Here is a 26,721-nt window from a genome sequence, read left to right on the forward strand (position 1 = left end):
GAGCCGAAGCTCCCCCAGAATAGTTGCGTGCTCTATTTTTATTATTGGTTTCGGGCTTCTTGTTTTTGTTAAACGCCCTTGTCATCTGGTTTACCCAGGATGACCCTCCCAATCGGGAGCCAAGAGCAAACGGATTGCTTTGATCGCTGAGTTGCAATGACCTTTCGATCCAACCAGTTCAGGCTCTGCCTTAGGGCAGTTTTTGTTGTTCTCGGCCTGGTTGTGGGGCAAGCCCCAAATACAACGCCTCTCCAAAAGAATCAGTTAGCTGCGCCTCCGCCGTGTTGTTTTTATTATGCGTGAGTCGATTCGTCTTATTTTTATTGTCTTGTGCATTGCTTGTTATTGTTCTTGTACCAAACATATAGCAGGTGCCGTGCCAACTTTTGCGATCCCCAGTAAAACAAGGGGTTAGGCGTGCCGTTGGGTGTTTTTCAGGGCAAAAAAAACCGGGGCTTCGTTACCTTTAGCCCCGGTTCCTGTTACGTGCGATGGAGCAGGTAACAGTTTTTTTCACAAAAGCGAGTGTTACCCGCGTTTTCGTCAGCCGTGGTTCAGCTTTCGCTGGCGACCCCACTCTTGCGCCGTGGGATGCCCAGGCGCTGACGACGTTCCCACAGGCATTTGCGGCTGACGCCCAGTTTGCGTGCCAGCTCGGTCTCGGTCATGTGGTCCTGGTGTTCGAGGACGAAGTGCTGGAAGTAGTCCTCCAGGGACAGGTCTTCGGTCGGTTCGTGGCTGGTGTTACCCGCTTGTGGGGGCAGGCCGACGAAGTCGTCGTCTTCCAGGTCGCTCAGTTCGATGTCGATGCCCAGCAGGTCGGCCGAGATTTCCGGGCTTTCGCACAGAATGACCGCACGCTCGACAGCGTTCTCCAGTTCGCGCACGTTCCCCGGCCAGGAGTAATGGCGGATGGCCTGTTCTGCATCGGCGGCGAACTTAAGGTCCGTGCGGCCGACGCGTGCGCTCTGGCGGGCCAGAAAGGCATTGGCAATTTCATTGACGTCTGCACCGCGCTCACGCAGGGCCGGTAGTTTCAGGGCAATCACGTGCAGGCGGTAGTACAGGTCTTCACGGAACTGGCCTATTTTCGACAGGCTTTTCAGGTCGCGGTGAGTGGCTGCAATCAGGCGCACATCGACTTTCTGTGACTGTACCGAGCCGACACGGCGGATCTCGCCTTCCTGCAGTACTCGCAGCAATCGCGCCTGCGCCTCCAGCGGTAGCTCGCCAATCTCGTCGAGGAACAGGGTGCCGCCGTCCGCAGCTTCTACCAGGCCGGCACGGCCGGCGCTGGCCCCGGTGAACGCGCCTTTCTCGTGGCCGAACAGTTCGGACTCGATCAGGGTTTCCGGAATGGCTGCGCAGTTCACCGAAATCATCGGTGCCTTGGCACGCTTGGACAGGTTGTGCAGGGCCCGGGCTACCAGTTCCTTGCCGGTACCGGATTCACCCTGAATCAGTACATTGGAGTCAGTGGGCGCCACTTTGCGGATCTTGCTGTACAGATCCTGCATGGGAGCGCAGGAACCGATGATGCCGATTTCGCCATTGTTGTTGCCCGCACCGGCCCGCTCCGCAGTGGCGCCAGCCTTGGCGGCCGGACGGTCTGGCGGGGCATTTTCGGCGCTTTGCCGATCCCGCAGGATCCGCGCCACGGCCTGGAGCATTTCATCGTGATCGAACGGCTTGGCGATGTAGTCCACCGCGCCCATTTTCATCGAGTCCACGGCTGAGCGCAGGCTGGCGTAGCTGGTCATGATCAGCACCGGAGTGCCCTGGCCGAGCTTGATCAATTCGGTGCCCGGGGCGCCTGGCAGGCGCAAGTCACTGACGATCAGATCGAAAGTGGGAATGCTGAAGCGTTCCTGTGCCTCCTGCACTGAGCCGGCTTCGCTGACCTGGTACTGGTTGCGTTCCAGCAGGCGGCGCAGGGCGGAGCGGATAATGGTTTCGTCTTCGACGATCAGAATATGCGGCATTGATTCAATTCTCTCGACGGTCTCAGTTCACAGCGGACGTCGCTTCGACATGACGCGGTAAAGTCACCCGGATACGGGTGCCGCGTTGGCTTTGAGGATCGGCCGGGCTGTCGATGGTGATTTGTCCATAATGCTCTTCAACGATGGAATAGACCAGTGCAAGGCCCAGACCGGTGCCTTCCCCAGGGTCCTTGGTGGTGAAAAACGGTTCGAACAATCGGTCCATGATGTTCTTCGGAATGCCGCTGCCTTCGTCCTCCACGATCAGGTCGACCGTGTGCTCGAAAGCCTCGCTCTTGACGCGTACCGCGCTGCCAGGAGGGGAGGCGTCGCGGGCGTTGGAAAGGAGGTTGATCAGTACCTGGGCAAGGCGCTGGGGATCACCGTCGACCCAGTGGTCGGGATCGCACAGGTTGAAGAACTGCACCTCGAAATTGCGCCGGTTCAACGCCAGCAGGCCAATGGCGTCCTGGGCCACTTCGGCCAGGCACACCGCCTCGTCGTTGTGCTGATGGCTGCCGGCGTGGGCGAAGCTCATCAGCGACTGGACGATGCGCGAGATGCGTTTGGTCTGTTCGAGGATCTGCTCGCTGATTTCCGTCAGTTCGCCGTCCTCTTCCCGTTCTTCGCGCAGGTTCTGCGCCAGGCAGGCGATGCCGGTAATCGGGTTGCCGATCTCATGGGCCACCCCGGCCGCCAGGCGCCCGATGCTGGCCAGGCGTTCGGAGTGCACCAGCTTGTCTTCCAGGGTTTGGGTTTCGGTCAGGTCTTCCACCAGCAGTACCAGGCCGCTGTTGCCCGGGGCCAGAGGCTCATCGATGGCGGCCTTGTGCAGGTTCAGCCAGCGGGTCTGGCCATCGAGGGCCAGGTGCTGTTTGTGCAAGTGTTCGTCCGGCAGGTTGATAAAGCCCTGCAGCAGGTCCTTCCACGGGTTGGTAATGGTGCTCAGGCGCGAGCCCACCACGTGCTGGGCAGGTATGCCGGTGAGCTCCTCCATGGCCTTGTTCCACATGAGGATCTCCTGGTCCTTGGCCAGGGAGCACACCCCCATCGGCAGCTCTTGCAGGGTTTGCCGGTGATAGCGGCGCAGGGCATCGAGCTCGGCGGCCAGGCCGGTGAGGCGTGAGTGGTAGTCCTCCAGCCGGCTTTCGATGAAGTGGATGTCCTCGGTGACGTAGTTTTCTCCACCGGCCTTGTAGGGCAGGAAGGTTTCCACCATGTCCTGGGCGACGCTGGGGCCCATCAACCCGGACAGGTTGGCTTCGATGCGGTCGCGCAGGCGCCGCAGGGCGTAAGGTCGGCGTTCGTCAAAGGGCAGATACAGATCACGCAGGGCCTGCTCCACTTCCTTCTGGGCTGCCTTGGCCCCCAGCGGCTTGGCCAGTTGGGTGGCGAACTCCTGGGGCGAGGCGGCGTGCAGTTCCCGGCGTTGCGGACGGCGCACGTTGTCCACGGCACAGGCTTCGGCGGCGCTGGCCTCCTCGGTGCTGGCATTGGTGAACAGCGAGATCAGGGTGAACATCAGGACGTTGGCCGCCAGCGAGGCGATGGCCGCCATATGCCAACTGGTGTCGTCCAGGACGTAGATCATGTTCAGCAGCGGGATGTAGAAACCCTGCAGGTTGCCGATCAACGGCAGCAGCATGGTCACCAGCCACACCAGGATCCCCGCCAGCAGGCCGGCGATGAAGCCCCGGCGGTTGGCGGTCGGCCAGTACAGTACCGACAGCACGCCCGGAAGAAATTGCAGGGTGGCGACGAAGGCCACGATCCCCAGGTTGGCCAGGTCCTGCTCGGCGCCCAGCAGCAGGTAGAAGGCGTAGCCGGCCATGATAATGGCGACGATCAGGGCGCGGCGGGTCCACTTCAGCCAGCGGTAGATGTTGCCCTCCGCCGGCGGCTGGTAGAGCGGCAGCACCAGGTGGTTCAGGGCCATCCCCGAGAGCGCCAGGGTGGTGACGATGATCAGGCCGCTGGCGGCCGACAGCCCGCCGACATAGGCCAGCAGAGCCAGGGCCGGGCTGTTGGCGGCGATGCCGATGCCCAGGGTGAAGTATTCCGGGTTGGTGGTAGCGCCGAGCTTGAGGCCGGCCCAGAGAATCAGCGGCACTGCCAGGCTCATCAGCAGCAGGAACAGCGGCAGCCCCCAACTGGCGCTGACCAGGGCGCGAGGGTTGAGGTTCTCGGTAAAGGTCATGTGGTACATGTGCGGCATGACGATCGCCGAGGCGAAGAACACCAGTAGCAGGGTGCGCCACGGGCCTTCCTGAAGGGGTGTATGCAGTGCGGCAAGGGCAGTCTGGTTCTGCAGCAGCCAGAGTTCCAGTTGTTGCGGGCCGTCGAATACCCCGTACAGCGCGTACAAGCCGACACCGCCAATGGCGATCAGCTTGATCACCGATTCGAAGGCAATGGCGAACACCAGGCCTTCATGTTTTTCTCGGGTGGCGATATGCCGCGAGCCGAAGAAGATCGTGAACAAGGTGATCAGCGCGCAAAAGCTCAGCGCCACCCGATGCTGCACTGGCTCGTGGGTGAGAATGCCAATGGAGTCGGCCACGGCCTGGATCTGCAGCGCCAGTAATGGCAGCACGCCGATCAGCATGAAAATCGTGGTCAGCGCACCGGCCCAGGTACTGCGAAAACGGAAGGCGAAAAGGTCGGCCAGGGATGACAGCTGGTAGGTGCGGGTGATTTTCAGGATCGGGTAGAGCAGTACCGGTGCCAGCAGGAAGGCCCCGGAAACCCCCAGGTAGCTGGACAGGAAGCCATAGCCGTACTGGTAGGCCAGGCCGACCGTGCCGTAGAACGCCCAGGCACTGGCATAGACCCCGAGTGACAGGGTGTAGGTCAGCGGGTGGCGAATGATCGAGCGGGGGATCATCCCGCGCTCACTGATCCAGGCAACGCCGAACAGCACCGCCAGGTAGGCGGCGCTGATCAGGATCATCTGGGTCAGGCTAAAGCTCATCGGCATCTTTTTGGCTCTGCAGGATGAAGGTCACGACGATCAGAATCAGCCAGAGCAGATACGGGCGATACCAGGCGCCAGTAGCATCGATCCACCAATCCATGATGGCGGGGGAGAACAGATAGATCCCCACTACCAGGAGCAGGACCAAGCGATAGATGTACATCTCGGCCTCTCTTTATTGTGTGCGTGCCCGAAAACGTGCGGCGATGGTAACGGATGGGCGCCAAGCTGCAAGTGGCGTCAGCTTAATTGCGCTTCCGGCACGCTCAGTGTGCGTGGAATCAGGGCGGCATCCCAGTGGGCCATGCCCCAGGCCATTATCTGCGCGACGCTGGCGCCATCGAGGTCGGCCGGTGGCTTCTGGCCCAGTGCCCGCAGGGCGCGCAGCAGCAGGGGCGGGGCCTGATCCTCGGTCAGCGGGGGCGAGCGGTAGGACTTGCCCAGTTTGTGCCCGTCCGGCTGGGTGATCAGCGGTACATGCAAGTAGCGGGGCTGGGAAAGGCCCAGCAGTTCCTGCAGGTACAGCTGGCGCGGTGTGGAATCCAGCAGGTCGGCGCCGCGCACGATATCAGTGATGCCTTGCCAGGCATCGTCGAGCACCACGGCCAGTTGGTAAGCGTAGAGACCGTCGCGGCGGCGGATCACGAAGTCCCCTACTTCCCGGCCCAGGTGCTGGCGGTATTCGCCCTGGACCCGGTCGACGAAGCGATACTCCAGTTCGGGTACCCGCAGGCGGATCGCGGCGTCGTCCTGGGCGTGGCCGAGGTTGCGGCACAGTCCCGGGTAAATGCCATGGTAGGGCTCCAGCTGTTTGCGCGAACAGGTGCAGGCATAGGCCAGGCCCTGCTGGAACAGGCGATTGAGGACTTCGCCATAGGCGTCGTGGCGATCGCTCTGGCGGATCATCTGCCCGTCCCATTCGAAGCCGTAGCTTTCCAGAGCCTTGAGAATGGCCGCCTGGGCACCGGGCTCTTCCCGGGGCGGGTCAAGGTCCTCCATGCGCAGCAGCCAGCGGCCGCCGACGGCGCGGGCATCAAGATAGGAGGCAAGCGCGGCAACCAGAGAGCCGAAATGCAGATAGCCGCTGGGAGTGGGGGCGAAGCGCCCGATGTACGAGGAAGAGGTGGAGGCAGTCATGGAGCGGATGTTACTTCGTCTGGCCCCGGGGTGACGATGGTGCCGGGGGATCGCTTTGGCGAGCGGGCTTGCTCTTGCAGGGAAGGTAGAAACGAAAACGGAGCGTGGGTACGCTCCGTTTCAGGTTCCAGCCGGCGATTATTTGCCGACCTGTTTTTCCTTGATTTCCGCCAGTGTCTTGCAGTCGACGCACATGTCGGCGGTTGGGCGGGCTTCCAGCCGGCGGATGCCGATCTCGACGCCGCAGGATTCGCACCAGCCGTATTCTTCGTCTTCGATCAGTTGCAGGGTCTTGTCGATCTTCTTGATCAACTTGCGCTCGCGATCGCGGGCCCGCAGTTCGAGGCTGAACTCTTCTTCCTGGCTGGCACGGTCAGCCGGGTCGGGGAAGTTGGCCGCTTCGTCTTTCATGTGATCAACAGTGCGGTCGACTTCCTGCATCAAGTCCTGTTTCCACTTGTTCAGGATCTTGGTGAAGTGCTCGCGCATGGGCTTGCCCATGTACTCTTCGCCCGCAGTTTCAACGTAAGGTTCAAAACCGCTGATCGATTGAATCTGTTGCTTTGCTTGGGTGGGCATGAATGGACCGCCTCTACTCTTGTAATCCATTGCGCAGGATTGCTCCATCTCCGACACTTGCCGGCCCTGCGGCTGCAAGCGGGCGAACTTACCAGATCAAACCAGAGCGCGCTACTCCCGGTTGTCGAGCCTATGTCCTGCTTCGTCCATGGATATGGGAAAAGTCTGACATGGCTTGCTGATCGGTTCGTTCAATCATTGATTTTAGTCAAGTCTGCGGGTTGTGTTGGCGCCAGTTGGCGCAAGCAACAGACCGCTCGGATCCGCCTGGGTTCTCCCGGGCTTGATCAGATGGGTAGAATCGGTCCTTTGCTCCCCCCTCGAATCAATGAAGGAAGGCTAATGGCTCAGCTCTACAGTGCGCGTAGTCGCGCTATCGAACCTTTCCATGTCATGGCCTTGCTGGCCCGCGCCAATGAGCTGCAAGCCGCCGGGCATGATGTGATTCACCTGGAAATCGGCGAACCGGACTTCACCACCGCCGAGCCGATCATCAAGGCCGGGCAGGCCGCGCTGAGCGCCGGCAAGACGCGCTACACCGCAGCCCGCGGAATTCCCGAGCTGCGAGGGGCGATTTCCGGCTTCTATCAGCAGCGTTACGGCCTGGACATCGATCCCGAGCGGATCATGATCACCCCCGGTGGTTCCGGTGCCCTGTTGTTGACCAGCAGCCTGCTGGTGGACCCGGGCAAGCACTGGCTGCTGGCGGACCCGGGTTATCCGTGCAACCGGCATTTTCTGCGTCTGGTGGAAGGGGCTGCGCAGTTGGTCCCGGTGGGGCCGGATGTGCGTTACCAACTGACGCCGGACCTGGTGGAGCGCTATTGGGATCAGGACAGCGTAGGCGCCCTAGTGGCCTCGCCGGCGAACCCCACCGGCACGGTCCTGAGCCGGGACGAGTTGGCGGGGTTGTCCACCGCGATCAAGGCTCGCAACGGGCATCTGGTGGTGGACGAGATCTACCATGGCCTGACCTATGGCACCGATGCCGCCAGCGTTCTGGAAGTGGATGACAGCGCTTTCGTCCTGAATAGTTTCTCCAAATATTTCGGCATGACCGGCTGGCGCCTGGGCTGGCTGGTAGCTCCGCCGGCAGCCGTGGGTGAACTGGAAAAGCTGGCACAGAACCTCTATATCAGTGCGCCGAGCATGGCCCAGTATGCTGCGCTGGCTTGCTTCGAGCCGCAGACCCTGGAGATCCTCGAGGAGCGCCGCGCCGAGTTCGGGCGCCGCCGGGATTTCCTGCTGCCAGCCTTGCGTGAGTTGGGCTTCGGCATCGCTGTGGAACCTGAAGGGGCGTTCTACTTGTACGCGGACATCAGCGCCTTCGGCGGTGATGCCTTCGCCTTTTGCCGGCACTTCCTGGAAACCGAGCACCTGGCCTTTACCCCTGGCCTGGACTTCGGCCGGCATCAGGCTGGCCATCATGTGCGCTTTGCCTATACCCAGAGCCTGGAACGCCTGCAGGAGGCGGTTGAGCGTATCGCCCGTGGCCTGCAGAGCTGGCACGCCTGATGCGCTTCGATCCTCCCCTGGAAGAGGGGCGTCTGCTGCGTCGTTACAAGCGCTTCCTGGCAGACATCGAAACCACCACCGGCGAGCTGTTGACCATCCATTGCCCCAATACCGGCTCGATGCTCAATTGCATGGTCGAGGGCGGGCAGGTGTGGTTCAGCCGCTCCAATGACCCCAAGCGCAAGTTGCCGGGCACCTGGGAAATCAGCGAAACCCCTCAAGGCCGCCTGGCCTGCGTCAACACCGGGCGGGCCAACGGGCTGGTGGAAGAAGCCTTGCGGGCGGGGCTTATCAGCGAGTTGAACGGCTTCACCGGGCTCAAGCGCGAGGTGCCTTACGGGCAAGAGAACAGCCGTATCGATTTTCGCCTGGATTACCCGGACGGCCCGGCGTATGTCGAGGTCAAAAGCGTCACCCTGGGCTTCGATGGCACGCCGGTGGCAGCGTTTCCCGATGCCGTGACCCAGCGCGGCGCCAAGCATCTGCGGGAACTGGCGAGCCTGGCCCGGGAGGGCGTGCGGGCGGTTCAGCTGTATTGCGTCAACCTTTCGGGCATCGACGCGGTGCGGCCGGCGCAGGAGATCGATCCGGGTTACGCCGCTGCCCTGCGCGAAGCCCGCGCGGCGGGGGTTGAGGTGCTGGCCTATGGTGTGTGCCTGACGGCCGAGCAAGTGTGCATCGACCGACGTCTTGAAGTGTTGCTCGGGGATTAGAGGTCCACCCAGATCCCCTGGCTGTCTTCATGGCAGCCGATGCTCTCCAGGAACTGGCCGGCGCAAGGTCCGGCCACGCACTCTCCGCTCTCGATCAGAAACAGGGCGCCATGGGTGGCGCACTGGATCAGGCTGGCGCTGGGGTCGAGGAACTGGTCAGCCTGCCACTCCAGCGCCACTCCCCGGTGCGGGCAGCGATTGGCATAGACATAGGCCCGCTGCTCGCGCCGCACGGCGAACAGCTTCAGCCCGGAGAGCTGGAAGCCCCGGCTGCCGGCTTCGGGCAGATCGTTGCCGGCGCAAAGAAATTTCATGGCTATCCTCTTGGTCCGAAGGCTCTGCGTCCAGGCTGTCACAGTTTCTTTCCGGCTGCAGGATGAAACATGTCGGCACTTGACGGCTAAATGAAAACAATTATCAAATGGCCGCCCCGCCCGTTACGGGACGCTTGTTCCTTTCGATGCCCGGCCTGTCCGGCATGTCACATGGACAGCAGCTGCGCGGGCCCCCACTTTAATGAAGGAAATGTTCTTATGCGCCTGAGTGCCTGCGCCATTGCGTTCTGTGCCGGATTGCTGGTGAGCCAGTGGGCCACCGCTGATGAGTTGCCGCAGCGTTGGGTCAGTGCCGGTGGGGCCTTGTCCGAGTGGATAACGGCTCTGGGGGCCGAGTCCAAGCTGGTGGGCGTCGATACCACCAGCCAGCACCCGGAGTCGCTCAAGGCGCTGCCGAGCATCGGCTATCAGCGTCAGTTGTCGGCCGAAGGCATTCTCAGCCTGCGGCCGCAGATTCTGGTGGGTACCGAGGAGATGGGGCCGCCGCCAGTGCTTTCGCAGATCCGCAGTGCCGGGGTCAAGGTCGAACTGTTTTCCGCCCAGGCCGACTTGCCGACCTTGCAAGCTACCCTGCAGCATCTGGGGCTATTGCTGGGCCGAGAAGAGCAGGCCGGGCAACTGTTCCAGGGCTATCAGCAACAACTTGGGCAGCAGCAGGCGTGGGTCGCCCAGGCTCAAGCGCAGCACGCGGCGCCCGGGGTGCTGTTGTTGCTCGGGCATGCCGGCGGCAAACCCCTGATCGCCGGCAAGGACACCGCCGCGAATTGGCTATTGCAACAGGCCGGTGGGCGCAACCTGGCGACTCATACCGGCTATAAGCCATTCTCGGTCGAATCCCTGGCGGGCTTGAATCCGGATGTACTGGTGTTCTCCGATCGCAGCCTGACCGGCGATGCCGCTCGTGCCGCACTGTTCAAGGAGAACCCGGTGCTGGCATCCACACCGGCGGCCAAGGCCGGGCGGGTGGTGGAACTGGACCCGACCTTGCTGGTGGGAGGCCTGGGCCCTCGCTTGCCTGATAGCCTGAAACGCCTCTCCAGCGCCTTTTATCCCCAGGCCAAGCCGGCCCAATGAGTCGTCTGGTCAAGCCTCGAACACTGTTTATCGGGCTGGGCGTCCTGTGCCTTGTGGCGATCTGGCTGTCCCTGGCCCTGGGCCCTGTCAGCCTGCCCTTGTTTGATACCTTGCGTGCCGCCTTGCGCCTGCTTGGATTGCCGATCGACGGGCAGGGCCTGGAGCAGGCGGAACTGATCCTGGGACAGATTCGCTTGCCCCGGACTCTGCTCGGTCTTGCGGTGGGCGGAGTTCTGGCGCTGTCCGGGGTCGCCATGCAAGGGCTGTTTCGCAACCCCCTGGCTGATCCGGGGTTGGTGGGGGTTTCCAGTGGTGCAGCATTGGGTGCGGCCATCGCCATTGTTGGCGGCTCGATGTTCGGCGGCCTGCCAGAGGCTGTCGGCCCTTATTTGCTCTCCCTGTGTGCCTTCCTTGGCGGCCTGGGGGTGACGGCGCTGGTGTATCGCCTGGGGCGGCGCAACGGGCAGACCCATGTGGCAACCATGCTGCTGGCGGGGATTGCCCTGACGGCGCTGGCCAGTTCGGCGGTGGGGTTGTTCACCTATCTGGCGGACGACGCCACGTTGCGCACTCTGACTTTCTGGAACCTGGGCAGCCTGAATGGTGCCAGTTACCAGCGCTTGTGGCCCTTGCTGCTGGTGACCGCCGCGGTTGCGCTGTGGCTGCCGCGCCGGGCCAAGGCGTTGAATGCACTGCTGTTGGGCGAGTCCGAGGCCAAGCACCTTGGCATCGATGTCGAAGGTCTCAAGCGCGAGCTGGTGTTCTGCACCGCGCTGGGTGTGGGCGCTGCCGTGGCGGCGGCGGGAATGATCGGTTTTGTCGGCCTGGTGGTGCCGCATCTGGTGCGCCTGTTGTCCGGTCCGGATCACCGAACCTTGCTCCCGGCCTCGATCCTGGCCGGAGCCAGCCTGCTGCTGTTGGCTGACCTGGTGGCGCGCCTGGCGCTGGCGCCTGCCGAGTTGCCCATCGGTATCGTCACGGCCTTTATCGGTGCGCCATTCTTTCTGTACCTGTTGTTGCGAGGGCGTGCCTGATGCTGCGAGTCGAGAACCTGCATGTGCGGCGCGGCGGCAAAGATGTCCTGGCTGGCATCGACCTGCAGTTGCTGCCGGGCGAGGTGCTGGGAGTCCTCGGCCCTAATGGTGCAGGTAAAAGCAGCCTCTTGGGGGGCTTGAGTGGTGAACTGGCGGCTCATCAGGGGCAGGTGCTGCTGGATGATCAGGAACTGGCTCATTGGTCGGGCGCCGAGCGTGCGCAGCGCCTGGCAGTGCTGCCCCAGGCTTCGAGCCTGGATTTCGCCTTTCGTGTGGAGGAGGTGGTGGCGCTGGGGCGTTTGCCCCATCAGACCGGGCGCGTGCGTGACGAGGAAATCGTCAACGCTGCTTTGAATGCTGCCGATGTGGCGCACCTGTCGGGGCGCAGCTATCTCGCGCTGTCCGGCGGCGAGCGCCAGCGGGTGCATCTGGCGCGGGTCCTGGCGCAACTGTGGCCGGGCCAGCCAGGGCACAACCTGCTGCTGGATGAGCCGACTTCTGCACTCGACCCCTTGCACCAGCACGTCACCTTGCAGGCCATTCGAGCCTTCGCCGACCGCGGCGCGGCGGTGCTGGTCATCCTGCATGACCTGAATCTGGCTGCGCGTTATTGTGACCGGGTCTTGTTGCTTGAAGGCGGCCGCCCGCATTCATTGGGAACACCGACCGCGGTACTGCGGCCTGAGCCCCTGAAGGCGGTGTTCGGCCTGGAAGTTCTGGTGCAGGAGCATCCCGAACGCGGGCACCCGTTGATCATCGCCCGCTGAGGCGAAGCCCGGAGAGACCTGATGCGCGTATTGCCATTGTTGCTGGCCATGCTGCTGGCCGCCTGTCACAGCATGCCGGGGATCCTGCCGCCGCCGGTGGCTTCGGCGCCCGGCAGTATCATTGAGCTGCGCAGTGCCAAGGCGCTGACCCCTGTCGAACTGGTAGGGCGCCTGGCACGGGCCCCCCGAGTGATCATTGGCGAGCAGCATGACAATCCCGATCATCATGTCCTGCAACTCTGGCTCTTGCGCTCCATGGCCCGGGAGCGGCCACAGGGCAGTCTGTTGCTGGAAATGCTCAACCCGGATCAGCAGCCAGAAGTCGATGGGGTAAAACGCTCCATTGATGGGGGGCGGTTGCCTGATGACCTACCCGGCAGGTTGGCCTGGCAATCAGGCTGGGACTGGAGCCTCTACGGCCCGCTGGTGGGTTTTGCCCTGCGTCAGCCCTATCCCTTGCTCGCTGCCAATCTGGATCGCCAGGAGGTGCGTGCCATTTATGCACGGGCGCCCGTCCTGACCGGCACACGGAGCAACGCACCGTCGGTGATCGAGGCATTGGCCGGGCAAATCCGCGAATCGCACTGTGGCTTGCTGCCGGAGAGCCAGGTGCCGGCAATGCGGGCGGTGCAGCAGCAACGGGACCGACGCATGGCTGAACAGCTGCTGGCGGCTCCGGCTCCGGCCCTGTTGCTGGCCGGGGCGTTTCACGGTCGCAAGGATCTTGGCGTGCCTCTGCATCTTGCCGATCTGGACCGAAGCCAGGAGGTGGTGGTGTTGATTCTGGCGGAGCAGGGGCAACAGGTTGCCGCGGCATCGGCCGACTACGTCTGGTATACGCCGCCCCAGCCCGCCAAGGACTATTGCGCGCAACTGAGGCCCTGATCGGAGGGCTTTTCTGCGGGCAAAAAAAGACCCGGCAAGAGCCGGGTCAAATAACCGTGATTAGCCTGATGAGGAGATAATCTGAGAGTCCGAACCACTGGTCTTCCAGGTTATCGACTGATCTCGCGACCAGTTGTGATAATCATAACGATTCTCATTTCGAAGTCAACAAGGCTTTTCAGATTTCTGCATATTTTGCCAAACGTCCGTTTGGATCTGCCTGGAATCCGGGGTCAGTTCGAGTTGTTCAAGGTCATGAGCCGGGTCACTTCCTTGTTCAACAGGTCGATGCGGCGCGCCATACTTTCGATCAGGCTGTGGGCAATGCGCGGATTGCTCTGGGTCAGGCTGAGAAACTGGTCCTTGGGAATCAGCATGATTGTGCTGGGTTCGCTGGCGATCACGCTGGCGCTGCGTTTTTCTCCGGTGAACACTGCCATGGCGCCGAAAATCTCGTCCTTGGGGACGTCGCCGACCTTGTGCCCGTCGACGAAGGCCTGTGCATGGCCTTCGAGTATTACAAACACATGATCTGCCTCATCCCCCTGGGTAATCAGCCTTTCGCCCGCCTCCACGCGCTTGAAGCCGTTGCTGCTGCGCAACTCTGGCGGCTTGAGACGGGCAATGGCATCGGACAGCAGGGCGGTCTGGCCGATCAGGTACTGTACGAGCAGTTCCGAGCGTTGTACGTCGGCCTGGATGTGCCGAAACACTTCAGTCCTCAGATAGGGAATCAGTTGCAGCGGCGTATCGCAGTGCAGTTGCCACTGCGGGAGTTCGATGCCGCGCCGCAGCCCCACCAGGTCGCCTTCATGCAGGTAGAACAGTGGCCGCTCTTCGACACTGGCCTGGATCACGCCACTTGCCAGCAGGAACAACTGGTCGCCGGGCAATACGCTGGACAGCTCAGCGATGGGGCCAAGCTCCAACGTCGGGCCGCTGGGCGCAAGCCCGTCCAGCAATTGCGGCGGAATGCTCTGCAGTCTGTTGATCAAGGCGTCGGCGTAAGCCGGCTGCTCCCCCATTAGATACATTTGGCTCTGCCAGTCAGTTTTTGTGACGAGAGGAAATGGCGTCCAGTTGCTTGTTCAACGCCTCTTTGCGTTCGGCGGGAAGGTCGTTCCAGTGCATGTCCATCAGGGCGCCCTCGATGGCATAGAGCAAGACTTTCGACGCACGAAAACCACGGGTCCGCACGGCCCGGTAGGCGTCCACCGCACCCAGGCGGCGCAAGTCGGAAGCGCTATGGATGCCCACTGCATGCAGCCATTGTGCCGATGTCTTGCCAAGGTTCTTCAGGTGTTGCAGTTCATCATTCATTAAGCCTCCTGGCGATGGCCGAATGGTGAGTGGGCAGCCTCAGAGGAGTGTAGCGCTCAGTAGAAAACGCGCTGTTCTTTGGTCGGGTTTGGCGCAAATGCTTCTAAGGGCGCAGCGGTGAAGCTCGAAGGGAGGGGGGGCAGGCCATGCGAAGGGCGGGGTGCAGGCGAGAAAGCGGACCAGGTCCGGCGCTGAACAGAACGCCGGACAAAGACGGGCGGCGGGGTCAGCGAGTGCGGTAACGCAGGCGAGTGCCGAAATTGACCGACATGAGAATCTCGTCGGCACTCAGTTCCACCGGAAAGTAGGCGCCGGAAATCTGTGCATGGGCGAGGCTAGCGCCTTCCATGGACGAGTTTCTCAAGTCCAGCCCCCGCAGATCCGCGGAGCGAAAGTAGGCGTCAGTGAAATCGATGCCTTGTGCGTTCAGTTCCCGCAGGTCGAGGCCGCGGAAATCCCCGCCGCGCATGTCGATGGGTTGATCTTTCGGGCGTTCGCGGTTGAAGCCGACGATGTCGTCTTTATGCAGCAGGGCGTAAAGCGGAGTGTCGAGAAGTTTCGGTTGGCTCATGGCGACGTCACCAGTGTTGGATTTATGACGCCAGTATAGTGCCACTATTTTTCAGCCGTGAAGTCTTTGCCACTTCACGGCTGAAATGACCGTTTACAGGCCTGGGAGGCGTTGGCGAATGTTGGCAACCAGGGCGTCCAGGCTGCCGCTTTCGTTGGTTTCTATGCGCTTGCTGCGCAGCAGCTCTTCGTCGGTCAGCGCTTCGCGAGTGGCTTGCTGGTTGGCAATCACTTCCAGAGTGGCGTCGGATGGATCGTTCTGATCGGCCTGGCGCTGGGCCAGCCAGCTGGCAACCACTGCCTCAGGAGCGTTGCAGTCGATGATCAGGCAGGGCGTACCAGTGGCCTCGGCCACTTTGGCCGCGGCATCGCGCTGGGCACGTTTGAGGTAGGTCGCGTCGATCACTACCGGGAAGCCGGCACGCAGGATGGTTTCGGCGATTTCATGCAGGCGCGCGTAGGTGGCGCTGCTGGCTTCGCTGCTATAGATGCCAGCGTGTGGGTCGTTGGGCACCTGTTGCTCGCCGAACAGGCGCTTGCGCTCTACGTCGGAGCGCAGGCGAACGGCGCCCAGTGCCTCTACCAGGCGCATGGCCACGCGGCTCTTGCCGACCGCCGAAATGCCTGAGGTGATGGCCAGGAAACGCGATGGAATGGTGCTGTAGCTTTCCGCCAGATTGGCGTAGTTGCGGTACTGGCGCAGGGTGGTGGCGCGCTGCACCGGCGTGGCTTCGGCAGGCATGCTGAACAGACTGACCTTGGCGCGTACCAGGGCACGGTAGGCCTTGTAGAAATTGAGCAGCTCCAGGCCCTGGTAGTCGCCGGTCAGCTCCAGGTACTGGCTGATGAAGCGTCGCGCCAGGCTCTTCAGACCGCGGTCTTCCAGGTCCATGGCAAGGAAGCCGGTATCGGCGTAGACGTCGGTGAAACGAAACGGTTCGTTGAATTCGATGCAGTCGAAAATCACCACCTTGCCGTCGATCAGAGTGGCGTTGCCCAGGTGAATATCGCCATGGCATTCACGGATGAAACCTTCGCTCTTGCGTTGGGCCAGCAGAGGCTTGAGGCGTTCGAAGCTGGTTTCGGCCCAGGCTTGCAGGGCTTCAAGTTGTTGCAGATCGGCCTTCTCGCTGAGGAATGGGCGGATTTGTTCGAAGTTCTGACGCACCGGAGCCATCACGCTCTCCGGGGTGCCGGCTTCATGCTCAGCTGGAACCTTGGGCGCGCTAAGGTGGAAGTGGGCGATCTGCCTGGCCATCTCATCGATGTGCGCAGTGGTCAGCTCGCTGTTGGCCTGCAAGGTGCTGAGCAACTGGCTTTGCGGGAACTGACGCATTTTCAGTACGTATTCGATAGCCGGACCATCGCCGCCCAGTACCGGGGCTTCGGCGCTACCGGTGATCGGCAGGACTTCCAGGTACAGGTCCTCGGTCAGGCGCTGGTTCAGGCGCAACTCTTCGCCGCAGAAGTGCTCGCGGGCGTCCAGGCTGGTGAAGTCGAGGAAGCCGAAATTGACCGGCTTCTTCACTTTATAGGCAAAGGGGCCGGTGAGCAGAACCCAGGAGATGTGGGTTTCGATGACCTGAAACCCTTCTACGGGATGAGGAAACAAGGCGGGGTTTTGCAGGGCAGCGATCAGTGACTGGCTCACAGGCGATCCTTCAGAGTCGGGAAAATCGAGGGCGTCATTATGGCCGCTGAACGCACTAAGGCAAACCTCGGGTGGCGCATGTTGACGATGAATAAAGTGCGTATAATCCGCCGCCATGACTCGTACCCGATCCCCTCGTTCTGCTAAAAAAACGCCGTCTGGTGGCCTGCGCCCCTGGCTGGGCTGGGCCCTCAAGCTCAGTCTGGTCGGTCTGGTGGTGCTCGCCGGCTTTGCGGTTTACCTCGATGCCGTGGTCCAGGAAAAATTCTCCGGCAAGCGCTGGACCATTCCGGCCAAGGTCTACGCCCGCCCGCTTGAGCTGTTCGTCGGACAAAAGCTCAGCAAGGACGATTTCCTCACGGAACTCGACGCTCTGGGCTATCGCCGTGAAAGTGTCGCCAACGGCCCGGGCGCAGCCTCGGTCAATGGCAATACCGTGGACCTGAACACCCGCGGCTTCCAGTTCTATGAAGGGCTGGAGCAGGCTCAGCCGGTGCGCGTGCGCTTCTCCGGCGATTACGTGGCGGAACTGTCCGGCAGCAAGGGGGCCAAGCTCGCGGTGGTGCGCCTGGAGCCATTGCTGATCGGCGGCCTGTACCCGAAGAACCTCGAAGACCGGATCCTGATCAAGATCGATCAGGTTCCGCCGTATCTGCTGGAAACTCTGGTGGCGGTGGAAGACCGCGACTTCTATTCACACCACGGGGTGTCGCCCAAGTCGATTGCCCGTGCGATCTGGGTCAACACTTCGTCCGGCCAGATGCGCCAGGGCGGCAGTACCCTGACCCAGCAGTTGGTGAAAAACTTCTTCCTGACCAACGAGCGCAGCCTGTCGCGCAAGCTCAATGAAGCGATGATGGCGTTGTTGCTGGAGCTGCATTACGACAAGCGCGAGATTCTCGAGGCCTACCTCAACGAGGTCTTCGTCGGCCAGGACGGTCAGCGTGCGGTGCACGGTTTCGGTCTGGCCAGCCAGTTCTTCTTCAGCCAGCCCCTGTCCGAACTCAAGTTGCACCAGGTGGCGCTGTTGGTCGGGATGGTCAAAGGGCCTTCCTATTACAACCCGCGGCGCTACCCGGAACGTGCCCTGGAGCGGCGTAACCTGGTGCTCGATCTGCTGGCACAGCAGGGCGTGGCTACCCCGGAACAGGTGGAGGCGGCGAAGAAGATGCCACTGGGCGTAACCAAGCGCGGCAGCCTGGCGGACAGTTCCTTCCCCGGTTTCCTCGACCTGGTCAAGCGTCAGTTGCGCGAAGACTACCGTGATGAAGACTTGACTGAAGAAGGCCTGCGGATCTTCACCAGTTTCGATCCGATCCTGCAGATGAAGGCCGAAGCCTCGGTCAACGACACCTTCAAGCGCCTGGCCGGGCGCAAGGGCTCGGAAGACGTCGAGGCGGCGATGGTGGTGACCAACCCGGAAACCGGTGAGGTCCAGGCCATGATTGGCAGTCGTCAGGCCAGCTTTGCCGGTTTCAACCGGGCCTTGGATGCGGTGCGTCCGATCGGCTCGCTGATCAAGCCTGCGGTCTACCTGACCGCCCTGGAAAAGCCCAGCCAGTACACCCTGACCAGTTGGCTGTCGGATGAGGCGTTCTCGGTAAAAGGTGCAGACGGCCAGGTGTGGAAGCCGCAGAACTATGACCGGCGCTCCCACGGTACGGTGTTCCTGTACCAGGGCCTGGCTCACTCCTACAACCTGTCTACCGCACGGCTCGGCCTGGAAGTGGGTGTGCCCAATGTCCTGAAGACCCTTGGGCGCCTGGGGGTGACCCGCGAGTTCCCGGCCTTCCCATCGATGCTGCTGGGGGCAGGGGGCATGAGCCCGATGGAAGTGGCGACCATGTACCAGACGCTGGCCAATGGCGGCTTCAATACGCCGATGCGCGGGATTCGCAGCGTGTTGACAGCGGAAGGCGAGCCGCTCAAGCGCTATCCGTTCCAGATTCAGCAGCGCTTTGATGCCGGCTCGATCTATCTGATTCAAAGCGCAATGCAGCGGGTGATGCGCGAAGGCACCGGCAGCTCGGTGTACAACGTGTTGCCCAAGACTCTAGCGTTGGCGGGCAAGACCGGTACCAGTAACGACTCCCGTGACAGCTGGTTCGCCGGTTTCAGCCAGGACCTGCTAGCCGTGGTCTGGCTGGGCCGCGACGATAACGGCAAGACGCCGTTTACCGGTGCTACCGGCGCCTTGCAGGTGTGGACCAGTTTCATGCGCAAGGCCGACCCGCTGCCGTTGGATATGCCGCAGCCGGACAACGTGGTTCAGGCCTGGGTCGATTCGCGTACCGGGCAGGGCTCCGATGCCAACTGTCCGGGGGCTGTGCAGATGCCGTATATTCGCGGCAGCGAACCGCCTCCCGGTGCTTCCTGTGGGGGAGAAAACCCGGCAGGCGGCGATTCGGTGATGGATTGGGTCAAGGGCTGGATGAACTAAGCGATGAGGGTTTGACGTGAACAAGTGGTGGATTCCAGCTATTACAGCTCTGGCGTTGCTCAACGGTTGCGCCAGTGTGCAGCGCGGCTCTATTCCCGTCGTGGATTCCGGCACTGCCGTGTCCAACAGCGAGCGGATTTCCGCCTCCGGAGGCTTTCGCCAGACGACCATCAAGCGCCCGGCGCAGGCTCAGGCACAGGCGATTCCGGAAGATTCCGGCGTAGTGGTAATGGTTCCGGGCGGCGGCGCTACGGCCTCGGCGCCGATCAGCAGTTCGCCCATTACTCCGGGGCCGGTCACTTCAGGGCCTATTACCCCGGGGCCGGTGGACGGCTCCGGTTATCAGTCGGCACCGATCAGTCAGGGCACTTACAACATGCCCTCTACGCCCAGTGGCATCCCTTCGGCCCGGGCCGGTGGTCTGTCGGCCGATGAGCAACTGGATGGCCCGGTGCTGGCGTTGCTGACCACTGCGCAACAACAGCAGTCCAGTGGTGACTTGAACGGTGCTTCCTCCAGCCTCGAGCGAGCGCAGCGTGTTGCGCCACGCGAGCCGCAGGTGCTGTATCGCCTGGCTCAGGTACGCATGGCCCAGGGGGATGCGCCCCAGGCCGAGCAGTTCGCTCGCCGTGGCCTGAGTTTTGCCAACGGCCGCCCTGATCTCCAGGCAAGCCTGTGGGAGCTGATTGCCCAGGCGCGTGAGAAACAGGGTGATGCCGCAGGTGCAGCGCAGGCGCGCCAGAAAGCTCGGGTTTCGCTGTGATGGATGGGCGCTTTCCCAGGATCGCCGAGCAGTTGCTGCTGATCGAGCGTGAGTTGCGTGTGCAGGGCCTGTGGGACGACGCTGTGCCCAGCGCCGAGGCACTGGCCAGCACTCAGCCCTTTGCCGTGGATACTCTGGAGTTCGAGCAATGGCTGCAGTGGATCTTTCTGCCCCGCATGAAGATGATTCTGGAGCAGGATTTGCCGCTGCCCAATGCGTCAGGTATTCAGGAAATGGCCGAGATGGTGTTCTCCACTCGCCCGATGCAGGGGCGTGACCAGCAGTTGCGAGTTCTGCTCAAAGAGTTTGATCAGCTCATCGTTGCTACTCGCTGAAACACGACTGCCAGGCATGCCTGGCAGTCGCCTCCCTCCATGCTGCCCACTTCAGTCTCGTTCTCTCGAGGTGACAACTTCGGAGGGGTCATGTCTGTCCGTGCATTGCTGTTGTTGCAGTGCATGACGTTCCTCTCGGCTCTCTGGCAATGGGGTTTCGCCCAAAGTCCGGGTTCGCATTTCTGAGTTGCTTGCCGAAGATTGCGCAATTGAAGCGCAGACAGCAGTCGTTTTTGGGTTTTTTCTTGCGTTCTCATGCGCTTAGTTCGAATTAACCACATAGACGACTTGACTTGAAGAGGACGAAACAGAAGAATCCAAAGTCCGCTGTAGAGGGACTGCCAGAAGCAGACCCACTCAGCAGATCATGAGGCGCACATCCGCGCCGAAGTGCTACACCCGCAACGCGTTACCTCGCGCTGGGTGGGAAAACCCCGCAACACTTTGGGGCGCTCCCAATACTTGCTCAGTCAGTGCTGACGTAGTCGGCGACCACCGTCGCTCATGCTCTGCTGAGAAGTAAACCTATTAAGACCCGCTCCCTTTTGAGGGCGGTATTCTGGCGTTTTAGAGGTGAACAACGTGGAGCTTTTATCTGGCGGTGAGATGCTCGTCCGCTTTTTGCGTGACGAAGGCGTCAAATATATCTACGGGTACCCGGGTGGTGCTCTCCTTCATGTTTACGATGCCCTGTTCAAAGAACCGGAAGTGACCCACATCCTGGTTCGTCACGAACAAGCGGCGACCCATATGGCTGACGGCTATGCCCGTGCCACCGGTAAAGCCGGCGTGGTACTGGTGACCTCCGGCCCGGGCGCGACCAATGCCATTACCGGTATTGCCACCGCCTATATGGACTCGATTCCCATGGTGATCATTTCCGGCCAGGTGCCCAGCACCATGGTGGGCACCGACGCGTTCCAGGAAACCGACATGATCGGTATCTCCCGGCCGATCGTGAAGCACAGCTTCATGATCAAGCACGCTTCGGAAATCCCGGAAGTCATGAAGAAAGCCTTCTACCTGGCGCAATCCGGTCGTCCTGGTCCGGTGGTGGTCGATATCCCCAAGGACATGACCAACCCGGCTGAAAAGTTCGAATACGTTTTCCCCAAGAAAGCCAAGCTGCGCTCCTACAGCCCAGCTGTTCGCGGTCACTCCGGGCAAATCCGCAAGGCGGCAGAAATGCTCCTGGCGGCCAAGCGCCCTGTGCTTTATGCAGGCGGCGGCGTGATTCTCGGCGGCGGTTCCGCACCGCTGACCGAACTGGCCAAGATGCTCAATCTGCCAGTGACCAATACCTTGATGGGCCTGGGCGCCTATCCGGGCACCGACCGGCAGTTCGTGGGCATGCTCGGCATGCACGGCAGCTACACCGCCAACCTGACCATGCACCATGCCGACGTGATCCTGGCCGTGGGCGCGCGCTTCGATGACCGGGTGATCAACGGTGCGCCGAAGTTCTGCCCGAATGCCAAGATCATCCATGTCGATATCGACCCAGCTTCCATCTCCAAGACCATCAAGGCCGATGTGCCTATCGTCGGTCCAGTGGAGAGCGTCCTGACTGAAATGGTCGCGGCACTCAAGGAAATCGGCGATACCCCGAACAAGGAGACGGTCGCCAGTTGGTGGAAGCAGATCGAAGAGTGGCGCGGTGATCGCGGCCTGTTCCCTTACGACAAGGGCGACGGCAGCATCATCAAGCCACAGACCGTGATCGAAACCCTGTGCGAAGTCACCAAGGGCGATGCCTATGTGACCTCCGACGTGGGGCAGCACCAGATGTTCGCGGCGCAGTACTACCGGTTCAACAAGCCCAACCGCTGGATCAACTCCGGTGGCCTGGGCACCATGGGCTTCGGTTTTCCGGCGGCCATGGGCGTGAAATTGAGCTTTCCGGATAATGATGTCGCCTGCGTCACCGGTGAAGGCAGTATCCAGATGAACATCCAGGAGCTGTCGACCTGTCTGCAGTACGATCTGCCGGTCAAGATCATCAATCTGAACAATGGTGTGCTGGGGATGGTGCGCCAGTGGCAGGACATGAGCTACGGCAGCCGTCATTCGCACTCCTACATGGAATCGCTGCCTGACTTCGTCAAGCTGGTCGAAGCCTATGGTCACGTGGGCATGCGTATCACGGATCTGAAGGATCTGAAGCCGAAGATGGAAGAAGCGTTCGCCATGAAGGATCGCCTGGTGTTCCTCGATATCCAGGTCGACACCAGCGAGCATGTCTATCCGATGCAGATCAAAGACGGCTCCATGCGCGATATGTGGCTGAGCAAGACGGAGCGTACTTAATCATGCGGCACATTATTTCCTTGCTTCTGGAAAACGAACCGGGTGCTCTGTCTCGTGTTGTAGGTCTGTTCTCGCAACGCAACTACAACATCGAAAGCCTGACGGTGGCGCCGACTGAAGACCCGACACTGTCGCGTCTGACCCTGACCACCGTTGGCCATGACGAGATCATCGAGCAGATCACCAAGAACCTGAACAAGCTGGTTGAGGTGGTGAAGCTGGTAGACCTCTCGGAAAGCGCGCACATCGAGCGTGAACTGATGCTGGTCAAGATCAAGGCCACTGGCGCCCAGCGCGCCGAGGTCAAGCGCACTACCGATATTTACCGTGGGCAGATCGTTGATGTCAGCGCCAGCGTGTATACCGTTCAACTGACCGGTACCAGCGACAAGCTCGACAGCTTCATTCAATCGATCGGCACCGCATCGATTCTGGAAACCGTACGCAGTGGTGTCACCGGGATTGCCCGTGGCGACAAAGTACTGAGCATCTAACTCAAATTAGCGAATGGCCGGAACGGCCTGATATAGGGGAAATTCATGAAAGTTTTCTACGATAAAGACTGCGACCTGTCGATCATCCAGGGTAAGAAAGTTGCCATCATCGGCTACGGTTCCCAGGGCCACGCTCAAGCATGCAACCTGAAGGATTCCGGCGTAGACGTGACAGTCGGCCTGCGTAAAGGCTCGGCTACTGTTGCCAAGGCTGAAGCCCACGGCCTGAAAGTAACCGACGTTGCTGCAGCCGTTGCCGGTGCCGACCTGGTCATGATCCTGACCCCGGATGAGTTCCAGTCCCAGCTGTACAAGAACGAAATCGAGCCGAACATCAAGAAGGGCGCCACTCTGGCCTTCTCCCACGGCTTCGCGATCCACTACAACCAGGTTGTGCCTCGTGCCGACCTCGACGTGATCATGATCGCGCCGAAGGCTCCAGGCCACACCGTACGTTCCGAGTTCGTCAAGGGCGGTGGTATTCCTGACCTGATCGCGATCTACCAGGACGCTTCCGGCAACGCCAAGAACGTTGCTCTGTCCTACGCCGCAGGCGTGGGCGGCGGCCGTACCGGCATCATCGAAACCACCTTCAAGGACGAGACTGAAACCGACCTGTTCGGTGAGCAGGCTGTTCTGTGTGGCGGTACCGTCGAGCTGGTCAAAGCCGGTTTCGAAACCCTGGTTGAAGCTGGCTACGCTCCAGAAATGGCCTACTTCGAGTGCCTGCACGAACTGAAGCTGATCGTTGACCTCATGTACGAAGGCGGTATCGCCAACATGAACTACTCGATCTCCAACAACGCTGAATACGGCGAGTACGTGACTGGTCCAGAAGTCATCAACGCCGAATCCCGCCAGGCCATGCGCAATGCTCTGAAGCGCATCCAGGACGGCGAATACGCGAAGATGTTCATCAGCGAAGGCGCTACCGGCTACCCATCGATGACCGCCAAGCGTCGTAACAACGCCGCTCACGGTATCGAAATCATCGGCGAGCAACTGCGCTCGATGATGCCTTGGATCGGTGCCAACAAAATCGTCGACAAAGCCAAGAACTAAGTTCGAGTCTTGTCAGGGAAAACGCGGCCTAGGCCGCGTTTTTTCGTTTGCATGGATAGGTTCTGGTATAAAGCTGGATCCTTTGTGGCCGAATCGCGGCCCTGGGTATCTGTCGAAACTTTTCACACCGTTGCAAGGTAATGTCCATGAGCGAACGTCCCGAAGAGCCAAACCAGGCCTCTGACGCCGAAAGCCTGCTACCGATCGATGAGCATGTCGAAGAAGGGCATGACGCTGAAGGCCGTAAAGTCCGGCATCGTGGTATCTATCTTCTGCCGAATCTGTTCACCACTGCGAACCTGTTCGCGGGGTTCTATTCCATCATTAGCTCCATGAGCGCCCAGAGTGCAATGAGCGCCGGAGATGCGGCCGGGGCGAGCAAGTACTTTGCCTTTGCCGCGATCGCCATTTTCGTGGCCATGGTGCTTGATGGCCTGGATGGGCGTGTTGCCCGCATGACCAACACACAGAGTGCTTTTGGCGCTGAATACGACTCGCTGTCCGATATGGTTGCATTCGGCGTAGCGCCGGCGTTGTTGGCCTTTGGCTGGGCCCTGGGTGACATGGGCAAGGTCGGCTGGATGGTCGCCTTCATCTATGTGGCAGGCGCGGCCTTGCGCCTGGCGCGTTTCAATACTCAAGTCGGTACTGCCGACAAGCGTTATTTCATCGGCCTTGCCAGCCCGGCAGCGGCAGGTGTGGTGGCCGGTATCGTCTGGGCATTCAGCGACTACGGGATCCAGGGGTCGAAGATGTCGTTCCTGGTGGCGTTGATGGTGGCCGCCGCAGGCATGCTGATGGTCAGTAACATCAAGTACAACAGCTTCAAGGACCTGGACCTGAAAGGGCGTGTACCTTTTGTGGCGATCCTGGCGGTGGTACTGGTGTTTGCAGTGGTGTTCAGCGATCCGCCGCGCATTCTGCTTTTGGTGTTCCTCGCCTATGCGGCGTCGGGCCCTATCCAGTACCTGTTGCACCTGCGTCGTCGCAAAAGCGTCGAGTGATGTAATTTCCCCCATACTCCGCAGTCTATTGGTACATCTGTCCTCCAATACTGCGGAGTTGCCATGTTATTCAAATTCCCCAAGTCGTCCGACTGCAATGAGTCCCAGGTTACGCCCGAATCTCTTTACCTCTCTCGACGCAGCCTGCTCAGTGGTGCGGTTGCGGGCATGGCGTTTGCCAGCTTGCCGCGATGGGCAGCAGCACAGGACGCGTCGCGTTATGCCGATGTTGAGCCGGGCCAGGCTCCCGGGTGGTTCTCCGACAAGCTGTCGACCACTCAGTGGCAAGCTGTAACCGTCAGGGATGAGGCGATCACTCCTTTCAAGGACGCGACTCACTACAACAATTTCTACGAATTCGGCACTGACAAGGGGGACCCGGCGGCCAACGCGGGCGCGCTCAAGACTCAGCCTTGGAGTGTGGTCGTGGATGGTGAGGTGGCTAAGCCAGGCCGCTACGCCCTGGAAGATTTCATGAAGCCCTACTCGCTGGAGGAGCGTATTTATCGACTGCGTTGCGTAGAGGCCTGGTCGATGGTGATTCCCTGGATAGGTTTTCCAATCTCTGCCTTGCTCAAGCAGGTGGAGCCCACCAGCAACGCCAAGTTCATTCGCTTTGAAACGTTGCAGGATCCCAAGAGTATGCCGGGCCAGCGCTCCGGCTTTGCCTTGATCGACTGGCCCTATGTCGAGGGATTGCGTCTTGATGAGGCGATGAATCCATTGGCGATTCTTGCGGTGGGGATGTACGGGCGTGAACTGCCTAACCAGAATGGTGCGCCGCTGCGCCTTGTAGTGCCTTGGAAATATGGCTTCAAAAGTGTGAAGTCGATTGTGCGCATCAGTCTGGTCAGCGAGCAGCCCAAGACTACCTGGCAGAGCATTGCGGCCAACGAATATGGTTTTTACGCGAATGTGAATCCGACGGTTGATCATCCGCGCTGGACCCAGGCTCGGGAACGACGTCTACCCAGCAGTCTGTTCAGTCCCAATGTGCGGGAAACCCAGATGTTCAACGGTTACTCGGATGAAGTCGCTTCTTTATATAGCGGCATGGATCTGCGGAAGAACTACTGATGCGTTATTCGTTCTGGCGTATCGGCGTCTTCATCGCTGCGGCTATCTGGCCGCTGTATTGGCTGTATGAGGCTTGGGCTTCGGTCTTGGGACCGGACCCGGGCAAGGTGCTGGTTGATCGCCTGGGGTTGGGCACGCTGGTGCTGTTGTTGATCACCTTGGGCATGACTCCTTTGCAAAAACTCACGGGGTGGTCGGGCTGGATCGCTGTGCGCCGACAGTTGGGGTTGTGGTGCTTCGCTTATGTAGTGCTGCACCTGAGTGCTTATGGGGTATTCATCTTGGGGTTGGACTGGTCGCAGCTGGGAGTTGAGTTGCGCAAGCGCCCCTATATCTTTGTCGGAAGCCTGGGGTTCCTCTTTCTGTTGTTATTGGCTGTGACGTCCAATCGTTATAGCCAGCGTCGCTTGGGGGCGCGTTGGAAGAAGCTGCATCGCCTGGTTTATCTCATCCTGGGGCTGGGGCTGCTGCATATGCTATGGATTGTCCGGGCGGACCTGAAGGAGTGGGCGGTCTACGCTTCTATAGGGGGGCTGTTGTTGTTGCTGCGTGTTCCCCCTGTAATGCGCCGGATTCCGCGCTTAATCGCAAAGAAAGCATCTTCTGCAACAAAATCGTAATTAACCCTTGACGGCAGATTCTACAGGTCTATAATTCGCCCCACTTCCGGCGCAGTCGAAACGGAAAACTCCTTGAGATTCAA

General features: G+C 60.8%; 25 protein-coding genes. 15 read left to right on the forward strand and 10 right to left on the reverse strand.

The features are described from left to right. Positions 1-554 precede the first annotated feature (554 nt). The 5 genes from ACUXVH_RS30025 to dksA all read right to left on the reverse strand — a co-directional run bounded on the left by ACUXVH_RS30025 (position 555) and on the right by dksA (position 6,672). Positions 555-1,982 (reverse strand): sigma-54-dependent transcriptional regulator, encoded by a 1,428-nt coding sequence (locus tag ACUXVH_RS30025; protein WP_011063508.1) that lies wholly within the window; start codon positions 1,980-1,982, stop codon positions 555-557. A gap of 22 nt (positions 1,983-2,004) precedes the next feature. Continuing rightward, positions 2,005-4,959, reverse strand: a complete 2,955-nt coding sequence (locus ACUXVH_RS30030) for a sensor histidine kinase (RefSeq protein ID WP_011063507.1) — start codon at positions 4,957-4,959, stop codon at positions 2,005-2,007. Continuing rightward, positions 4,943-5,119 (reverse strand): hypothetical protein, encoded by a 177-nt coding sequence (locus ACUXVH_RS30035; protein ID WP_003176118.1) that lies wholly within the window; start codon positions 5,117-5,119, stop codon positions 4,943-4,945. Before ACUXVH_RS30035 ends, ACUXVH_RS30030 begins: the two co-directional genes overlap by 17 nt. A gap of 77 nt (positions 5,120-5,196) precedes the next feature. Beyond that, positions 5,197-6,093, reverse strand: coding sequence for a tRNA glutamyl-Q(34) synthetase GluQRS (gluQRS, locus tag ACUXVH_RS30040; protein WP_011063505.1), 897 nt, complete (start codon positions 6,091-6,093; stop codon positions 5,197-5,199). A gap of 138 nt (positions 6,094-6,231) precedes the next feature. Then, a complete protein-coding gene (dksA, locus tag ACUXVH_RS30045) occupies positions 6,232-6,672 on the reverse strand; it encodes an RNA polymerase-binding protein DksA (protein WP_011063504.1) in 441 nt (146 codons plus the stop codon). Positions 6,673-7,014: 342 nt separating this feature from the next. On the opposite strand from dksA, the gene ACUXVH_RS30050 reads away from it, so the two are divergent. Next, positions 7,015-8,187, forward strand: a complete 1,173-nt coding sequence (locus ACUXVH_RS30050; protein ID WP_065363677.1) for a pyridoxal phosphate-dependent aminotransferase — start codon at positions 7,015-7,017, stop codon at positions 8,185-8,187. Further along, positions 8,187-8,900, forward strand: coding sequence for a DNA/RNA nuclease SfsA (gene sfsA, locus ACUXVH_RS30055; protein ID WP_015637057.1), 714 nt, complete (start codon positions 8,187-8,189; stop codon positions 8,898-8,900). Before ACUXVH_RS30050 ends, sfsA begins: the two co-directional genes overlap by 1 nt. On the opposite strand, the gene ACUXVH_RS30060 is transcribed toward sfsA, so the two are convergent. Continuing rightward, complete coding sequence (locus ACUXVH_RS30060; RefSeq protein ID WP_065363678.1) at positions 8,897-9,214, reverse strand: Rieske (2Fe-2S) protein; 318 nt, start codon at positions 9,212-9,214, stop codon at positions 8,897-8,899. The genes sfsA and ACUXVH_RS30060 overlap by 4 nt on opposite strands. A 219-nt stretch (positions 9,215-9,433) precedes the next feature. On the opposite strand from ACUXVH_RS30060, the gene ACUXVH_RS30065 reads away from it, so the two are divergent. The 4 genes from ACUXVH_RS30065 to ACUXVH_RS30080 are packed head-to-tail and all read left to right on the forward strand — an operon-like array spanning position 9,434 to position 12,995. Further along, positions 9,434-10,309: a heme/hemin ABC transporter substrate-binding protein gene (locus tag ACUXVH_RS30065; RefSeq protein WP_011063500.1), complete on the forward strand. Its 876-nt coding sequence runs from the start codon at positions 9,434-9,436 to the stop codon at positions 10,307-10,309. Further along, complete coding sequence (locus tag ACUXVH_RS30070) at positions 10,306-11,343, forward strand: FecCD family ABC transporter permease (RefSeq protein ID WP_011063499.1); 1,038 nt, start codon at positions 10,306-10,308, stop codon at positions 11,341-11,343. Before ACUXVH_RS30065 ends, ACUXVH_RS30070 begins: the two co-directional genes overlap by 4 nt. After that, on the forward strand, positions 11,343-12,110 hold the full coding sequence (locus ACUXVH_RS30075; RefSeq protein ID WP_011063498.1) for a heme ABC transporter ATP-binding protein: 768 nt from the start codon (positions 11,343-11,345) through the stop codon (positions 12,108-12,110). The genes ACUXVH_RS30070 and ACUXVH_RS30075 overlap by 1 nt, the downstream gene beginning before the upstream one ends. Positions 12,111-12,131: 21 nt before the next feature. Next, positions 12,132-12,995 carry a ChaN family lipoprotein gene (locus ACUXVH_RS30080; protein ID WP_019092859.1) on the forward strand — a complete coding sequence of 288 codons (864 nt, stop codon included), beginning with the start codon at positions 12,132-12,134 and terminating at the stop codon, positions 12,993-12,995. Between the two features lie 233 nt (positions 12,996-13,228). Here ACUXVH_RS30080 and ACUXVH_RS30085 read toward each other — a convergent pair whose 3' ends face one another. From ACUXVH_RS30085 to ACUXVH_RS30100, 4 genes are all read right to left on the reverse strand, one after another. Continuing rightward, complete coding sequence (locus ACUXVH_RS30085; RefSeq protein ID WP_019092858.1) at positions 13,229-14,029, reverse strand: Crp/Fnr family transcriptional regulator; 801 nt, start codon at positions 14,027-14,029, stop codon at positions 13,229-13,231. A 13-nt stretch (positions 14,030-14,042) separates the two neighbouring features. Beyond that, positions 14,043-14,315 carry a TfoX/Sxy family protein gene (locus tag ACUXVH_RS30090; RefSeq protein ID WP_011063495.1) on the reverse strand — a complete coding sequence of 91 codons (273 nt, stop codon included), beginning with the start codon at positions 14,313-14,315 and terminating at the stop codon, positions 14,043-14,045. A 226-nt stretch (positions 14,316-14,541) separates the two neighbouring features. Then, positions 14,542-14,886: a pentapeptide repeat-containing protein gene (locus ACUXVH_RS30095; RefSeq protein ID WP_011063494.1), complete on the reverse strand. Its 345-nt coding sequence runs from the start codon at positions 14,884-14,886 to the stop codon at positions 14,542-14,544. A gap of 93 nt (positions 14,887-14,979) precedes the next feature. Continuing rightward, positions 14,980-16,536, reverse strand: a complete 1,557-nt coding sequence (locus tag ACUXVH_RS30100; protein WP_123397765.1) for a bifunctional aminoglycoside phosphotransferase/ATP-binding protein — start codon at positions 16,534-16,536, stop codon at positions 14,980-14,982. Between the two features lie 115 nt (positions 16,537-16,651). Here ACUXVH_RS30100 and mrcB point away from each other — a divergent pair, with 115 nt between their 5' ends. The 9 genes from mrcB (at position 16,652) to msrQ (ending at position 26,638) form a co-directional block, all read left to right on the forward strand. After that, a complete protein-coding gene (gene mrcB, locus ACUXVH_RS30105; protein ID WP_011063492.1) occupies positions 16,652-18,976 on the forward strand; it encodes a penicillin-binding protein 1B in 2,325 nt (774 codons plus the stop codon). A 16-nt stretch (positions 18,977-18,992) separates the two neighbouring features. Then, the gene (locus tag ACUXVH_RS30110; RefSeq protein WP_011063491.1) at positions 18,993-19,739 is read left to right on the forward strand and encodes a tetratricopeptide repeat protein; all 747 of its coding nucleotides are present in this window, start codon (positions 18,993-18,995) and stop codon (positions 19,737-19,739) included. Then, the gene (locus tag ACUXVH_RS30115) at positions 19,739-20,074 is read left to right on the forward strand and encodes a YqcC family protein (RefSeq protein ID WP_011063490.1); all 336 of its coding nucleotides are present in this window, start codon (positions 19,739-19,741) and stop codon (positions 20,072-20,074) included. The genes ACUXVH_RS30110 and ACUXVH_RS30115 overlap by 1 nt, the downstream gene beginning before the upstream one ends. Positions 20,075-20,656: 582 nt before the next feature. Continuing rightward, positions 20,657-22,381, forward strand: a complete 1,725-nt coding sequence (locus ACUXVH_RS30120; RefSeq protein ID WP_026019946.1) for an acetolactate synthase 3 large subunit — start codon at positions 20,657-20,659, stop codon at positions 22,379-22,381. Positions 22,382-22,383: 2 nt separating this feature from the next. Continuing rightward, a complete protein-coding gene (ilvN, locus tag ACUXVH_RS30125; protein WP_011063488.1) occupies positions 22,384-22,875 on the forward strand; it encodes an acetolactate synthase small subunit in 492 nt (163 codons plus the stop codon). A gap of 45 nt (positions 22,876-22,920) precedes the next feature. After that, positions 22,921-23,937, forward strand: a complete 1,017-nt coding sequence (gene ilvC, locus ACUXVH_RS30130) for a ketol-acid reductoisomerase (protein WP_007959661.1) — start codon at positions 22,921-22,923, stop codon at positions 23,935-23,937. Positions 23,938-24,083: 146 nt separating this feature from the next. Beyond that, positions 24,084-24,941, forward strand: coding sequence for a CDP-diacylglycerol--serine O-phosphatidyltransferase (pssA, locus tag ACUXVH_RS30135; protein WP_011063487.1), 858 nt, complete (start codon positions 24,084-24,086; stop codon positions 24,939-24,941). A 63-nt stretch (positions 24,942-25,004) separates the two neighbouring features. Next, positions 25,005-26,018 carry a protein-methionine-sulfoxide reductase catalytic subunit MsrP gene (gene msrP, locus ACUXVH_RS30140; protein WP_019092854.1) on the forward strand — a complete coding sequence of 338 codons (1,014 nt, stop codon included), beginning with the start codon at positions 25,005-25,007 and terminating at the stop codon, positions 26,016-26,018. Continuing rightward, positions 26,018-26,638 carry a protein-methionine-sulfoxide reductase heme-binding subunit MsrQ gene (gene msrQ / locus ACUXVH_RS30145; RefSeq protein WP_011063485.1) on the forward strand — a complete coding sequence of 207 codons (621 nt, stop codon included), beginning with the start codon at positions 26,018-26,020 and terminating at the stop codon, positions 26,636-26,638. Before msrP ends, msrQ begins: the two co-directional genes overlap by 1 nt. The last annotated feature ends 83 nt before the right edge of the window (positions 26,639-26,721 follow it).

It is taken from the genome of Pseudomonas sp. 8(2025) (genome assembly GCF_052665325.1).